At 77.0% G+C, this 13403-nt stretch carries 15 protein-coding genes and 1 tRNA gene; 3 read left to right on the top strand and 13 right to left on the bottom strand.

What is annotated here, in order from left to right:
* The first annotated feature begins 6 nt into the window (after nucleotides 1-6).
* The gene (locus ACUN9U_RS10430; RefSeq protein WP_445484888.1) at nucleotides 7-1224 is read left to right on the top strand and encodes an aminoglycoside phosphotransferase family protein; all 1218 of its coding nucleotides are present in this window, start codon (nucleotides 7-9) and stop codon (nucleotides 1222-1224) included.
* Nucleotides 1225-1288: 64 nt separating this feature from the next.
* On the opposite strand, the gene ACUN9U_RS10435 is transcribed toward ACUN9U_RS10430, so the two are convergent.
* The 9 genes from ACUN9U_RS10435 to ACUN9U_RS10475 form a co-directional block, all read right to left on the bottom strand.
* The gene (locus ACUN9U_RS10435; RefSeq protein WP_445484889.1) at nucleotides 1289-1858 is read right to left on the bottom strand and encodes a MerR family transcriptional regulator; all 570 of its coding nucleotides are present in this window, start codon (nucleotides 1856-1858) and stop codon (nucleotides 1289-1291) included.
* 139 nt (nucleotides 1859-1997) lie between these two features.
* Nucleotides 1998-2516, bottom strand: a complete 519-nt coding sequence (locus ACUN9U_RS10440) for a bifunctional nuclease family protein (RefSeq protein WP_445484890.1) — start codon at nucleotides 2514-2516, stop codon at nucleotides 1998-2000.
* Nucleotides 2517-2627: 111 nt separating this feature from the next.
* Complete coding sequence (gene ftsR, locus ACUN9U_RS10445) at nucleotides 2628-3503, bottom strand: transcriptional regulator FtsR (RefSeq protein ID WP_445484891.1); 876 nt, start codon at nucleotides 3501-3503, stop codon at nucleotides 2628-2630.
* On the bottom strand, nucleotides 3500-3901 hold the full coding sequence (locus ACUN9U_RS10450) for an FHA domain-containing protein (RefSeq protein WP_445484916.1): 402 nt from the start codon (nucleotides 3899-3901) through the stop codon (nucleotides 3500-3502). Before ACUN9U_RS10450 ends, ftsR begins: the two co-directional genes overlap by 4 nt.
* Before the next feature lie 115 nt (nucleotides 3902-4016).
* Nucleotides 4017-4406 (bottom strand): glycine cleavage system protein GcvH, encoded by a 390-nt coding sequence (gene gcvH, locus ACUN9U_RS10455; protein WP_445484892.1) that lies wholly within the window; start codon nucleotides 4404-4406, stop codon nucleotides 4017-4019.
* Nucleotides 4407-4481: 75 nt separating this feature from the next.
* A complete protein-coding gene (locus ACUN9U_RS10460) occupies nucleotides 4482-5510 on the bottom strand; it encodes a DUF881 domain-containing protein (RefSeq protein ID WP_445484893.1) in 1029 nt (342 codons plus the stop codon).
* Nucleotides 5507-5839: a small basic family protein gene (locus ACUN9U_RS10465; RefSeq protein WP_445484894.1), complete on the bottom strand. Its 333-nt coding sequence runs from the start codon at nucleotides 5837-5839 to the stop codon at nucleotides 5507-5509. The genes ACUN9U_RS10460 and ACUN9U_RS10465 overlap by 4 nt, the downstream gene beginning before the upstream one ends.
* Nucleotides 5836-6813, bottom strand: coding sequence for a DUF881 domain-containing protein (locus tag ACUN9U_RS10470; RefSeq protein ID WP_445484895.1), 978 nt, complete (start codon nucleotides 6811-6813; stop codon nucleotides 5836-5838). Before ACUN9U_RS10470 ends, ACUN9U_RS10465 begins: the two co-directional genes overlap by 4 nt.
* A complete protein-coding gene (locus ACUN9U_RS10475; RefSeq protein WP_445484896.1) occupies nucleotides 6810-7427 on the bottom strand; it encodes a CDP-alcohol phosphatidyltransferase family protein in 618 nt (205 codons plus the stop codon). The genes ACUN9U_RS10470 and ACUN9U_RS10475 overlap by 4 nt, the downstream gene beginning before the upstream one ends.
* A gap of 133 nt (nucleotides 7428-7560) precedes the next feature.
* On the opposite strand from ACUN9U_RS10475, the gene ACUN9U_RS10480 reads away from it, so the two are divergent.
* A complete protein-coding gene (locus ACUN9U_RS10480) occupies nucleotides 7561-8625 on the top strand; it encodes an NADP-dependent oxidoreductase (protein WP_445484897.1) in 1065 nt (354 codons plus the stop codon).
* Nucleotides 8626-8648: 23 nt separating this feature from the next.
* Here the strand turns inward: ACUN9U_RS10480 and ACUN9U_RS10485 are convergent.
* The 4 genes from ACUN9U_RS10485 to ACUN9U_RS10500 all read right to left on the bottom strand — a co-directional run bounded on the left by ACUN9U_RS10485 (nucleotide 8649) and on the right by ACUN9U_RS10500 (nucleotide 12433).
* Nucleotides 8649-8722: transfer RNA gene (locus tag ACUN9U_RS10485), tRNA-Pro, on the bottom strand.
* Nucleotides 8723-8756: 34 nt separating this feature from the next.
* The gene (locus tag ACUN9U_RS10490) at nucleotides 8757-10049 is read right to left on the bottom strand and encodes a tyrosine-type recombinase/integrase (protein ID WP_445484898.1); all 1293 of its coding nucleotides are present in this window, start codon (nucleotides 10047-10049) and stop codon (nucleotides 8757-8759) included.
* A gap of 111 nt (nucleotides 10050-10160) precedes the next feature.
* Nucleotides 10161-11618, bottom strand: a complete 1458-nt coding sequence (gene der / locus ACUN9U_RS10495; RefSeq protein ID WP_445484899.1) for a ribosome biogenesis GTPase Der — start codon at nucleotides 11616-11618, stop codon at nucleotides 10161-10163.
* Complete coding sequence (locus ACUN9U_RS10500) at nucleotides 11615-12433, bottom strand: (d)CMP kinase (RefSeq protein WP_445484900.1); 819 nt, start codon at nucleotides 12431-12433, stop codon at nucleotides 11615-11617. The genes der and ACUN9U_RS10500 overlap by 4 nt, the downstream gene beginning before the upstream one ends.
* A 51-nt stretch (nucleotides 12434-12484) precedes the next feature.
* Between ACUN9U_RS10500 and ACUN9U_RS10505 the strand changes: the two genes are divergently transcribed.
* Complete coding sequence (locus ACUN9U_RS10505; RefSeq protein WP_445484901.1) at nucleotides 12485-13318, top strand: inositol monophosphatase family protein; 834 nt, start codon at nucleotides 12485-12487, stop codon at nucleotides 13316-13318.
* The last annotated feature ends 85 nt before the right edge of the window (nucleotides 13319-13403 follow it).

Genomic DNA, 13403 nt, shown 5'->3' on the forward strand with positions numbered 1-13403 from the left:
GACGGTGTGGAGCGGGCCTTCCGCGAGCACGTGCTCGCCGTCGCCGCCGACGAGGGTCCCGAGCACCTCGCCCGGGCCGCGGCGTGGCTGGACGAGCTGCCGGGCCTGGTCGACGGCTGGCGCCGCCACTGGCGCCTGGGGCCGCTGACCCGGCTCCCGGCGAGCATCCACTGGGTGGGGCTCGGGCGGCGCGAGGACGGGCGCGGCTGCGTGCTGAAGCTCGCCGTGCCCGGCGCCTCCCAGCCCTGGGCCGAGGTCGCGTGGCTGCGCCGCGTCGCCCTCCCGCACCCCGCCGCAGCCGCCGGTGCACGGGCCGGGCTGACGGCCGGGGCCGCGGGCGCCGTCAGGGCGGTGGCCGGGGCCAGGAGCACGGTCAGGGCGGTGGCGCTCCTGGACGCGGACCCCGCCGCCGGCGCCCAGCTCCTGGAGCTGGTGGAGCCCGGGGAGCCGCTGGCCGACGCGCTGGTGGGCGCCGCGGGCTCCTCCCGCTTCACCGCCGCGGACGAGGCCGCCTGCGACGTCCTCGCGGCCGCCGCCAGCGCCGTGCGGCGGCCGGCCCCCCGCTCAGTCGACGAGGTCGAGGACGGCGAGCCGCGCGGTGCTGACCGCGGGCTGGAGCGGAGCACCGGTCAGCGGCCCGGTCGGCGGCCCGGTCAGCGGCCTGGCCAGCAGCCTGGCCCGAGGCTGGCCCCGGAGTCTGAGCGGGCGGCGCTCGGGTCGGTGCGCGAGCACCTGGAGCAGCTCTTCGACGTCGCCGGGCACCGCGACCAGCGGCACCGGCAGCTGCCGGGTCCGCTGGTGCAGGCGGCAGCCGATCAGGCCCGCCAGCTGCTCGCCACGGCGGCCGCCGACGGGCAGGCCGAGGTGCTGCTGCACGGTGACCTGCACCACGGCAACGTGCTGCGGGCCGGGCACGGCGACGGGCACGGGCAGGGCGGCTGGGTGGTGATCGACCCCCACGGGGTGGTCGGGGAGGCCGCCTACGAGGTGGCCTGCGCGGTCTACAACCCCTTCCAGCTCGGGCAGCTGGCCGCCGAGCGCGCCGTCGTGCGCTGCGAGCACCTGGCCGGCGCGTGCGGGCTGCCGGTCGACAGGGTGCGCGGGTGGGCGCTGGTGCAGGCCGTGCTCTCGGCGGTGTGGTCGCTGGCCGGGCACGGCGGCACCGGCCCGGTGCCCTGGGAGGTCCGTCACACCCTCGCCGTCGCCGAGCGCCTGGCCGGGTGAGGGCCGGGTGAGGTGGCCCGGCGGACCGACCCGGCGGACTGGCCGGCTGCCGCTGCGGGGCGGCTCAGCCTGCGGTGCGGCGAGCGGCGCGGCGGGCGGCGAGCTCGTCGGTGGCCGAGGAGCCGCCGTCGACCTTCTCGCTCGGGAGCGTGGCCAGGGAGGCCTCCACCTCGCGCCAGACCCTGCCCACGGCGATCCCGAACACGCCCTGGCCGCCCTGGACGAGGTCGACGACCTCCTCGGCGGAGGTGCACTCGTACACGCTGGCGCCGTCGCTCATGAGGGTGATCTGGGCGAGGTCCTCGACCTCGCGCTCGTGCAGATGGCCGACCGCGGAGCGGATCTGCTGCAGGGAGACACCCGTGTCGAGCAGCCGCTTGACGACCTTGAGCACGAGGATGTCGCGGAAGCCGTACAGGCGCTGGGTGCCCGAGCCGCTGGCCGGGCGCACGCTGGGCTCGACGAGCCCGGTGCGGGCCCAGTAGTCGAGCTGGCGGTAGGTGATGCCCGCCGCCTTGCACGCCGTGGGGCCGCGGTATCCCGCCTCCCGGTCGAGCGCCGGCAGCGCCTCCGTGAAGAGCAGGCTCTGCGCAGCCGCGGTGCGACCGCTCCCGCCGTCTCCCGAGCCCCTCACGCGGACCTCCCGTCATGCGCCGTGCCCGGGCCGGCGCGAGACCGCGGCGCGAGGTGCGTCACGGACCGCCGGCAGCTCCGGGGCAGGGCGTCCTCATGACGGTAGGGCCGGGCAGGCCCCCCGTCAACGAAGGCTGCTCTCAGCGGCCCGGCGTGTCGCGGCCCGGCGTGTCGTCGCCGGCGTCACCGGGCGGGTCACCTTCGAAGTCCTCGGCGCTGACGTGGTCGAGGAACTCGCGGAACTTCTCCACCTCGTCCTCGTCCTGGTCGGGCACGGGAACGCTCGCCGAGGAGAGCACCTCCTCGGCGCCGAGGATGGGCGAGCCGGTCCGCAGCGCCAGGGCGATGGCGTCCGAGGACCTGGCGCTCACCGTCGTTCCGCCGTCGAGGACGAGCTCGGCGTGGTAGACGCCCTCCTTGACCGCGACGATGCGGACCTCCGTCAGGGTGCGGCCCACCGCCTCGATGACGTCCTTGAGCAGGTCGTGCGTCAGCGGCCGGGGCGGCACGACGCCCTGCTGGGCGAAGGCGATGGCGCTGGCCTCCGGCGCCCCGATCCAGATGGGGAGCATGCGGTCCCCCTCGCGCTCCCGCAGCAGCACGATGGGGTTGTTGGAAGGCATCTCCACCCTGACGCCCACGACCTCGAGCTCGCGCACCGGACCACCGTAACGCTGCCGGCCGGGTGGCCGGAGGGGTGGCCGGAGGGGTGGCCGCAGGGTGGCGGGGGCGGTGCCATCACCCCTGGACGCGGGGCGGCCGGCGTGGGCTCAGGTGGGCGGGGGCACCGCGTCGAGCGCGCAGCCGAGCGCCGCCGCGTGCAGGGCCAGCAGCGAGCCCACCAGCTCCCGGGCCACGCGCTCGGCGTCCTCGGCGCGCTCACCGGCGCGCTCCGGGCGGTCTCCGGGGCGCGCCCGGCGCAGCGGGCTGACCACCTGCTCCACCAGCGCCGCCTCGGCTCCCACCGCGGTGCGCAGCGCCCGCAGGTGGCGCGGCTCGATGCCGTGCTCACCCAGGACCGCCGCGGCCCGCACCAGGTCGAGCGCGGGGCGGGGGTAGCGGCCGGCGCTCTCCCGCGGCAGCAGGCCGTGGTCCTCCAGGGCCTCCAGCAGCGCCGAGGACCCCCCGGCGCCGGCGAGGACGTCCGCGCGGGCCACGGGCTCGGCCCGGTCGGCGGGCGACGCCGCACGGGCAGTTGCAACGGCCGGGGCCGCGGGGGCGCCCGGGGCAGCGGGCGCCTCCGGTGCAGCCGGCCCAGCCGGTGCCTCTGGCGCATCCGGTGCATCCGCCGCAAACGGCGCTTCGCCGGCCCGCGCGGCGCCGGGCGCGGGCTCGCGCCCCTCGTCCAGCGAGGCCAGGTGCTCGCGGATGACGCGCAGCGGCATGTACTGGTCGCGCTGCAGGCGCAGCACGGTGCGCAGGCGCTCCAGGTCGGTGGCGCTGAACTTGCGGTAGCCGCTGGGCGTGCGCTGCGGGGACACCAGCCCGCGGTCCTCCAGGAACCTCACCTTGGAGTGCGTCACCTCGCCGAACTCCGGCGCGAGCCGTGCCAGCACCTCACCGATGGTGAGCAGCGGCTCCTGGCCACCGCGGGCGGGCGCGGCCTGCGGTGCGCGCCGGGCGGGAGACGCGGCCCGCTCGCTCACCGGGCGCGGAAGGAGTGGAAGGTCAGGCGGTACTTGCCGATCTGGACCTCGTCACCGTTGGTGAGCACGACGTCGTCCACGCGGTCGCGGTTGACGTACGTGCCGTTGAGGCTGCCGACGTCGCGCACGCGGAAGCCCTGCCCGTCGCGGACGAACTCCGCGTGCTTGCGGGAGACGGTGACGTCGTCGAGGAAGATGTCGCTGCTCGGCTGGCGCCCGGCGGTGGTGCGGTCGGCGTCGAGCAGGAAGCGCGCGCCGGCGTTGGGCCCGCGCTGCACCACGAGCAGGGCGCAGCCGTCCGGCAGGGCGTCGACGGCGCGCTGCTGGTCCGACGTCAGCCCGGGGGGCGCGTCCGACGAGGTGTCGACCTCCGGCACCGAGATGGCCGGGAAGGACATCGTCGTGTCCGAACCGCCCTGCCTGCCCGGCTCCTCGCGCTCGCTCACGGCCTCACCCTAGCCGCCGGGGCGAGCCCGCCCACAGGCCTTCCGCACCCCCGCCGCGGCGCCGCCGTCACGAGATGTGGTCGCGGTAGCCGGAGGCGTCGAGCAGCCCGTCGAGCACCGAGGCGTCGTCAGGGCGCACCTCCAGCACCCAGCCCTCGCCGTAGGGGTCGGAGTTCACCAGCTCGGGGCTGCCGTCCAGGCTCTCGTTGCGCCCTGTCACCTCACCGGTGACGGGGGCGTACAGCTCGCTGACGCTCTTGGTCGACTCCAGCTCCCCGCAGGAGGAGCCCGCCTCGACGCGCTCACCCACGGCGGGCAGGGAGACGTAGACGATGTCGCCCAGCTCCCCCTGCGCGTACGCGGTGATGCCGATCCTCACGACGCCGTCCTCGGCGGGCGCCACCCACTCGTGCTCCGCGGTGTAGCGCAGCTGCTCGGGGACCTCGACGTCGGGCATGGGGCGGCCTCCTGGGTCACGGGCTGAGCATCAACGGGGGCGACGACGACGCGGCGACGACGACGGCCCGACGCCTCAGCCGGAGCCGCTCGGCGCGACCGGTCGAGCGTACGCAGGCGCGCCTGCGGGCTGCAACGCCGTCACGTCGACCCGCTCGAGCTGCTCCACGGTGATCGAGCCGCCCACCCGGCGCACCGTCGGGCCGACCCCGTCGGGGAACTCCATCGCGCTGGCCAGGGTCTGGGACCCGCCGATCGCGAGCACCGTGAAGGGGGCCCGGACCAGCACCGGCGAGGCCGGCCCCCCCACCGCCACCGCCCCGTCGGCGGTGTCGGTGAAGGCGGTGCTGGCGATGACCCGGGCATCGCCGATCTGGATCGCCTCGGCGCCGGCGTCGCGCAGCTCCTGCACCGCACCCAGCAGCAGCGTCGCGGCGCTGGGGCTGGACCCGGTGGGCACCTGCACGGTCAGGCGGATGCCGGGCCCGGTGGCCGGCAGGGTGCCCGCCAGGATGCCCAGGGCGTCCACCCGCTGCTGCGCGAGCTCGCGGGCCGCCGCCTGCTGGTCTCCGCTGGCGCGCAGGTCCTGCTGGGCGCTCTCCAGGCCGCTGATCTCGCGCTGCAGGCGCTGGGAGCGGTCGGTGGCGTCGTCGAGCAGGCCCAGCAGCTCCGACTGCGGCAGCGCGGCGAGGTCGGCGCCGGTGCGCTGCTGGACCTGCACGGCGACCGCCAGGCCGAGCAGGAGGCACAGCAGGCCCACCACGAGCTGGCCGCGGGTGGCGCGGGGCGCGAGCGCGTAGCGCAGCCCGCGGCGGGTCGGGTCCGGCCCCGGCCCGCCGGCAGCAGCCGCGCCGGACGGGCGCACCGGCGCCGGGGAGGCCGCGGCCCCACCGGCGGAGGGCGGCGCCGCAGCGCCGCCGCCGAGCGCGCCGCCGCCGGGCGCGCCGCCGCCGTCGTCGTCGTGGTGGGGCACGGTGATGTCCAGCTGCAGCTGGTCGGCGGAGCCGGCCCCGGCCGGCAGGTCCAGGGCCAGCTGGCCGGGCCCGGGAGCCGGCTGGGGACGGGGGGCCGCGTCGGGCGGCTGGTCGGGCAGGTCGCTGGTCATGCCTTGAACAGGTGCCGCCGGATCGAGGCGACGTTGGAGAAGATGCGGATGCCCAGCACGACGATGACGCCGGTGGACAGCTGGCTGCCCACGCCCAGCTGGTCGCCGAGGTAGACGATGAGCGCCGCGACGACGACGTTGGACAGGAACGAGACCACGAAGACGCGGTCGTCGAAGAGCCCGTCGAGGGCGGCGCGGAAGCCGCCGAAGACGGCGTCGAGGGCGGCGACCACGGCGATCGGCAGGTAGGGCTGCAACCAGGCGGGGACCGTGGGGTCGAGCACGAGGCCCAGGACGATGCCGACCACCAGGCCGACGGCGGCGATCACGAGGCGGGCTCCTGCTGCTCCGGGCGGGCTGGGGGCTGGGTGCCGGCCGGGCTCGGGCTCGGGGAGCCCGCGGTGCTCCCGGGGACGCGAGCACTGTAGAGGCGCTGCGCGTCGAGCGCGGGCAGGTCCAGCGCGTCAGCGGTGGTCACCTGCACGCCGATGCCGTACTGGTCCCCCAGCGCCTGCAGCCAGCGCGCCGCGGGCGTGAGCGCGAAGGAGGCGGCCAGCGCGTTGGGCGAGCCGATGGCCTCCACCCGGTACGGCGGGGAGAGCGGGCGGAAGTTGACCAGCACCGCGCCGCCGGCGCTGCGGATGGCGGTGGCCGCGGTCAGCCGCTGCCCGTTGACCGCGACCGCCTCGGCGCCGGAGCTCCACAGCCCGTTGGCCACGCGCTGGAGGTCGCCGTCCTGCACCCGGGCGTCGGCGGCGGGGTCGACGTCGCGGGGGGCCGCGGGGTCGGGGACCGCACCGGGGCCGTCGGTGAGGGTGACCACGAGCCCCGGGCCGGTGACCTCGGTGGTGCCGGAGGCGACGAGCACGCCGTCGTCGGCGCTGGGGGCGCTGGGGTCACCGGCGAGCACGGCGTCCTGGGCGGCCTGGACCTGCGCGCGCAGGTCCGCCGCACGGGCGGCGAGGGCGTCGGCCTCGGCCGTGCGGCGGCTGATGTCGGCGACCAGCGCGGCGCGGTCGGCGGGGTCGGAGGGGGTGTGCAGCGCGAGCACGGCGCCGGTGACCACCAGGCCGGTGGCGGCGGCCAGGGCGGCGGTGAGCAGGCGGCGGCGCGCGCGGTGCGCCGGCGGCGGGCCGTCGGGGTGGGCCTGCGCCTGGGCGCGCCGGCGCTGCGCCGCGGCGGCGTAGCCGGGGTCGAGGGGCCTCTCGACCACCTCGCGCAGCAGGGTCATCGAGGCGTCAGGGCGGGCCAGCCGCGGGGGGCGCGAGGCGCGGTCGGGCGGGGCGCTGGGCGGGCTGCTCATCGGGTGGCCCGCGCGGTGGTCGCCGCGCGGGCGCGCAGCAGGTGGGCCACGTGGGCGGCGTAGCGCAGGCCCGCCCACCAGTACAGCGCCGTGCCCCACAGCGCGAAGGCCCAGCCCAGGGGGCGGGCGACGGCGGCGACCGGGCCGCCCACCGAGGACAGCAGGATGAGCGGGAAGGCGTACAGCAGCGCGAACGTCGCGGCCTTGCCGAGGTCGCTGACGGGCAGCGGTCCGTGGCCGAGCCGCGCCAGCGGGGGTCCCAGCGCCACGATGAGCAGGTCGCGGCCGACGATGACCGCCACGAGCCACCAGGGCACCAGGTCGCGCACGGCCATGCCCAGCAGGGTCGCGAGGATGAACAGGCGGTCGGCCGCCGGGTCGAGGACCTGGCCCAGGCGGGTGATCTGGTGCCAGCGGCGCGCCAGGCGGCCGTCGAGCCAGTCGCTGGCGCCGGAGACGGCGAGCACGGCGATGGCCCACAGGTCGTGGCCCGACAGGATGAGGGCGGCGAAGACCGGCACGAGCAGCAGCCGCAGCGCCGACAGCGCGTTGGGCAGCGTGAGGACCCTGTCGCTGGGGTTCTCGGCGGTGCCCACCGCCGCAGCGCTCCTCACCCCTCCAGCATCGCAGCCCGCGGTGGCGGCTCGGCCCCCGCCGGTCGGGGCGGCGTCGCCGGCACCGCCCTCGGTGCAGGGCGTGGTGGAGGCTGGAGCGGCCGACCCCGCCCCCGACCCCAGGAGGTCCTCCGTGAGCAGCACCAGCACGAGCCGGCAGTGGCAGCTCGTCTCCCGTCCCGTCGGCGAGGCCCAGCCCTCCGACGTCCGCCTGGTCGAGGTCGGCCTGCCCGACCTGGGTCCCGGCCAGGTGCGCGTGGCCAACGAGTTCGTCTCGGTCGACCCGTACATGCGCGGGCGCATGAACGACGCGCGGAGCTACGTGCCGCCGTTCGGCCTGGGTGAGGCCATGACGGGCGGCGCGGTGGGGCGCGTGGTGGAGTCGACCAGCGAGGAGCTGCCGGTCGGCGCGCTCGTGGCCCACCAGCTCGGGTGGCGCGACGTCGCCCAGGGCGACGCGCAGGGCTTCCGCGCCCTGCCGGAGGTCCAGCGCGACGGTGTCGCCGTGCCCTCCTCGGTGCACCTGGGCGTCCTGGGGCTGACCGGGCTGACCGCCTACGCCGGCCTGACCGCCGTCGGGCGCCTGCAGGAGGGCGAGACCGTGCTCGTCTCGGGGGCCGCGGGAGCGGTGGGCACGGCGGTCGGCCAGGTGGCGCGCCTGCTGGGCGCCTCCCGCGTGGTGGGCTCGGCAGGCGGGCCGGAGAAGGTGGCGCTGCTGCGCGAGCGGTTCGGCTTCGACGCCGCGCTGGACTACAAGGAGGCCCCGGTGCGCGAGCAGCTGCCCGCGCTCGTCCCCGGCGGGGTGGACGTCTACGTCGACAACGTCGGCGGGGACCACCTGCAGGCCGCGCTGGACGTGATGAACCGCGGCGGGCGCCTGGTGCTGTGCGGGGCGATCTCGGGGTACGACGCGAGCCCGTCGCAGCCGGGACCCGCCGGGCCCGACAACCTCGCCAACGCCATCACCCGCAGCCTCACCCTGCAGGGCTTCACGCTGGGCGACTTCTCAGCCCTGCTGCCCGAGGCGACGGCGCGGCTGGCGGAGTGGTTCGCCGCCGGGCAGCTGCACCACGAGGAGACCGTGGTGGACGGCGTCGAGAACGCCTTCGAGGCGTTCAGGTCGATGATGCGCGGCGGCAACACCGGGAAGATGGTGGTGCGCGTCGGCCGAGCCCCAAGACGACGAAGGCCCTGGTGAGCGTGCTCACCAGGGCCTCGCTGTCGGGCTGACAGGATTTGAACCTGCGACCCCGTGACCCCCAGTCACGTGCGCTACCAAGCTGCGCCACAGCCCGTGATCCCTCGAGGACCGTGGAACACCTTACAGGCTCACGCCCCGGCCTCCGGAGCGAGGTGGTCCTCCCCGTCCAGCAGGGAGCCCACGACCGCCACGGGCCCGGCCTCCCGACCCACGGGGCGCACGTAGCGCCTGGTGGAGCGCTCGTCACGGTGGCCCAGCCGCTCGGCGATCCGCTCAGCGCTCACGCCGCCCTCGTTCAGCCAGGAGGCGTGGGCGTGCCGGGTCTGGCTCGCGAGCGGCCGGAAGTCGAGCTCCGCCGACGCGACAGCGGCTGCCCACAGGGCGCTCCAGCCCTGGTGGCTCACCGCTCCGATGCCGGCCACGCCGGAGGACGCCGCCGAGTCGACCGGGGCTCCGGCGCCGCGCACGCGCGGGCGCCGGGGCACCTCGTCCGCGCGCTGGGCCTGCCGGCGCTCCCGCCTCTTCTGCGCGGAGTACTCCGAGATGGCCTGCCGGCAGCACGCCGAGCGGCACTTCCCCGTGACGTAGCCGTTCACGGTGCCGTGCTGGTAGCGCCTGCCGTTCGGCCCGGTGAAGGAGCCGAGCCCGGCGAGGCGCTGCGCGGTCAGCGGCTCGGTGTGGATCCTGCGGGGGAAGCTGCGGCCGGAGGGTGGCGGCAGCACCAGGCGCGCGGGCAAGAGGAGCTCCTCGTCCTGCAGTCCGGCCGCGGCGCACCAGGCGAGCAGGCGCTCGGTGAAGGCCCTCCCGACGTCCACCCTGCGAGGCTGGCCGTTCTTGGTGGAGGGCCGCAGGACGAAGCGCTCACCGTCGGCGGAGAAGCGGCGCCCCGGCTCGGACAGGCACCGCCGCACGAGGAGCTCACCGTCGCCGACGTCGGCCGGCCGCAGCGCGAGCGCCTCCCCGACCCTGAGCCCGCTGCGGACGAGGAGCTCCGCCAGCAGGCGAGCGCCCTCCGTGGGGAGCTGCTCGCGCACGCGGACGAACTCCTGCGGCGTCATCACCCTCTCCACGACCGCCTCGGAGTGCGGCGCGGGCACGCCGTCGGTCGGCAGGACGCCGATGACGCGCTGCGACTGCGCGTGGCGGCAGGCGGCGGCCAGGACGACCCGGGCGAGCCTCACCAGCGAGGCGCTGGCCCCCCGGGCGCGCAGCCCCTCGAGCAGGCGGACCACGTCGTCGCGGGTCACCTCGGCGACCGGCACGTCACCGAGCGCCGGTGCGACGTGCCGCACGAAGACGCCCTCGTAGACCGACATGGTCTTCGGGTCGACCGTCGCTGTCCGGACGTACCCGTCCCAGGCGCTGCCCACGGTCATCGGTGCGCCGGCGCCCTCGCCGGACGCACGGGTGTTCGGTCCCACGGGCTCGATCCTGACGCTGACCACCGACAACGGCCGTCACGACGGACGACGGCGGCCGGCTGCTCCTGGCAGCCGCCCGCCGTCGTCGTCGCCCCGCGGGGAGCGGGAGGGTCAGCGGCGGCGCTTCTCCCGCACGCGCACGCTGACCTCCACCGGGGAGCCCTCGAAGCCGAACTGCTCGCGCAGCCGCCGCTCCAGGAACCGCCGGTACTGCGCCTCCAGGAAGCCGGAGGCGAACAGCACGAACCGCGGCGGCCGCGTGGAGGCCTGCGTGCCGAAGAGGATCCGCGGCTGCTTGCCGCCCCGCAGCGGGTGGGGGTGGGCCTGCACGACCTCGGAGAGGAACTGGTTGAGCCGGCCCGTCGGCACGCGCGTGTCCCAGCTGTCCAGCGCCACGTCGAGCGCGGGCACGAGGCGGTCGGTGTGCCGCCCGGTGCGCGCGGAGATGTTCACCCGCGGCGCCCACGCCACCTGCGCGAGGTCGGTCTCGATCTCCCGCTCGAGGTAGTGGCGGCGCTCCTCGTCGGTCAGGTCCCACTTGTTGAACGCCAGCACGAGCGCCCGCCCGGACTCCACGACGGTGGAGATGATGCGGGTGTCCTGCTCGGTGAGGCGCTCGGAGGCCTCCAGCAGCACCACGGCCACCTCGGCGCGCTCCAGTGCCGCCTGCGTGCGCAGGGAGGCGTAGTAGTCCGCGCCGGAGGTCTGGTGCACCCGGCGGCGGATGCCGGCGGTGTCGACGAAGCGCCACAGCCGCCCGCCCAGCTCCACCAGCTCGTCCACGGGGTCGCGGGTGGTGCCGGCGGTGCTGTCGACGACGACGCGCTCGGAACCGACCAGCTTGTTGAGCAGGCTCGACTTGCCCACGTTGGGGCGTCCCAGCAGCGCCACCCGCCGCGGCCCGCCGGGCGCCTCGGCCTCCCCCACGAGCTTGTCGGGGACGGCGGCCAGCACCGCGTCGAGCAGGTCGCCCGAGCCGCGCCCGTGCAGCGCGGAGACCGGGTGCGGCTCGCCCAGCCCGAGCGACCACAGCGAGGCCGCGTCGGCCTCGGTGCGCGCGTCGTCGACCTTGTTGGCCGCCAGCACCACCGGCTTGCCCGAGCGGCGCAGCAGGCGCACCACGGCCTCGTCGGTGCCGGTGGCCCCGACGGAGGCGTCCACGACGAAGACGACGACGTCGGCCAGCTCGATCGCGATCTCGGCCTGCTCGGCCACCCGGGCGTCCAGCCCGTGGACGTCGACCTCCCACCCGCCGGTGTCCACGAGCGTGAAGGGCGTGCCCGCCCACTCGGTGGTGTAGCGGACCCTGTCGCGCGTCACGCCGGGCACGTCCTGCACGACGGCCTCGCGGCGGCCGAGCACGCGGTTGACCAGCGTCGACTTGCCCACGTTGGGGCGCCCGATGATGGCGACGACGGGCAGCACCCGCTCGTCCTCGCCGCTGTGCTCGTCGCGCTCCCCGTCCAGGACGGCGAGGTCGTCCTCGGACAGGTCGTAGTCCTGCAGGCCCACGCGCAGCGCGCGCGTGGGGTCGAGCTGGTCCTCGGCGGGGCCGGTCTGCTCGCTCACGCGCGGGCCCCCGCCACCTGCTGGGACGGCTCGCCCGTGCGCACCGGGAGGGCGGCGGTCGCCAGCGCGAGCAGCGCCTCGACCCCCTCCTGCAGGGTGCCGGAGTTGTCGAGCACGACGACGCCGTCGGCGGCCTCGGTGAAGGCGGCCACGGTGGAGTCGTCGCGGTCGCGGCGGACCACCTCGTCGCGGGTGCGCTCCACGGCGTCCGCGTCGGAGGTGCCGTGCAGCTCCAGGGCCCGGCGCGCCAGGCGCCGCTGCTCGTCGACCACCACCAGCACGCGCACGGCGGCGTCGGGGGCGACGACCGTGGTGAGGTCGCGGCCCTCGGCCACCACCCCGCGCTCGGCGGCGCGTGCGGCGATCGCGGCGCGCTGGCGGGCGATGAGCTCCGCGCGCACCTCGAGGTTGGTGGCCACCACGCTCACGGCCGCCGAGATCCGGCTCTCGCGCACGGCGGCGGTGACGTCGGTGCCGCGCACGACGACGTAGGGGCGCTCGGGGTCGGTGCCGACCCGCAGGTCCAGCCCGCGGGCCAGGCTGCTGACGGCCTCGTCGACCCCCGGGTCGCGCCCGTCCGCACCACCCGCGGCGCCGACCAGGTCGACCCCGTCCTCCAGGGCCGCCCAGCACACCGCGCGGTAGTAGGCGCCGGTGTCCAGGTAGGCGGCACCGAGGGCTGCGGCGGTGCGGCGGCACAGCGTGGACTTGCCGGAGCCGGAGGGACCGTCGACGGCGACCACGAGCCCGCGCGCGCGGGGCGCCGCGCCGGGCCCGGCGGCGGTCGAGGAGGGGTGTTCGGGTGGAGCGTGCACCGTCGAAGGGTAGTCGCCGATCGCGACCTGCCTGGTCACTAGCCTGCTCGTGTGGCCACCGCACCCCCTCCCGCCGCCGACGCCGCGCAGGCCCTGGACTTCGTCGCCGCCCTCGTCACCCGCCTCGGGGAGGAGGCCGCCCGCCGCCAGGGCAGCGCCGTGGAGCAGCGCAAGCCCGCTGCGGCCCTGACCGGGTCGGTGGTCACCGACGTCGACCTCGAGACCGAGCGCGCCGTCGACGACGCGCTGCGCGAGCGCTTCCCCGCCGACGGGCTGATCGGGGAGGAGGGCGCCGACAGGCCCCCGGCGGACCCCGAGCACGGGCGGACGTGGGTGGTCGACCCCATCGACGGCACCCTCAACTACGCCCGCCGCCTGGGCCCGTGGTCGGTGGTGGTCTCCGCCTGGCGCGGCCCGCGCGAGCGCCCGCAGCCGGAGTCGGTGGCCGTGTGGACCGGCGGGCACCTGTACACGGCCCTGGCCGGCCACGGCGCCTTCGTGCGCGTCGGGGGCCCCCAGGCCGAGCCGCGCCGGCTGCACCTGGAGGGCGCCGCCGAGCCCGGCGGCGTCGTCAGGGCCGGCGCGGGGGTGGTCGGCGCCGTCAAGGAGGCGGGCTGGCTGGCCAAGGTGGTGGAGAGCTCGGCCGCCGAGGTGGCCTCCATCGCCGACGGCCGGGTCATGGGCACGCTGCGCCTGGGCGGGGACCGCCGGGACCTGCACGGCCCTGCCCTGCTGGTCGCCGAGGCCGGCGGGGCCGTGGTGCCGCTCGACGGGGAGCCGCTGTCGGGGGTGAGCCGCTCGCTGGTGCTGGCCCACCCGGGCGCCGCGGACGACCTGGTGGCCCTGGCCACCGCGAACCTCCCGGTCACCGGTCCCGCCGACTGAGGGCACCGAGGTGGGGGGGGGGGGGCCGGCAGGCCTGGGGGGGGGGGGGGGGGGGCCCCCCCCCGGGGGGGGGCGCGCGCCCCCC

The sequence above is a fragment of the Quadrisphaera sp. KR29 genome (genome assembly GCF_052644995.1).

Excerpts from the sequence above, each read along its gene's own strand:
- ACUN9U_RS10450 (WP_445484916.1), bottom strand. The coding sequence starts at position 3,901 with ATGTCCTTCCCGGCCATCTCGGTGCCGGAGGTCGACACCTCGTCGGAC.
- gcvH (WP_445484892.1), bottom strand. The coding sequence starts at position 4,406 with ATGCCCGACGTCGAGGTCCCCGAGCAGCTGCGCTACACCGCGGAGCAC.
- ACUN9U_RS10460 (WP_445484893.1), bottom strand. The coding sequence starts at position 5,510 with ATGACCAGCGACCTGCCCGACCAGCCGCCCGACGCGGCCCCCCGTCCC.
- ACUN9U_RS10470 (WP_445484895.1), bottom strand. The coding sequence starts at position 6,813 with ATGAGCAGCCCGCCCAGCGCCCCGCCCGACCGCGCCTCGCGCCCCCCG.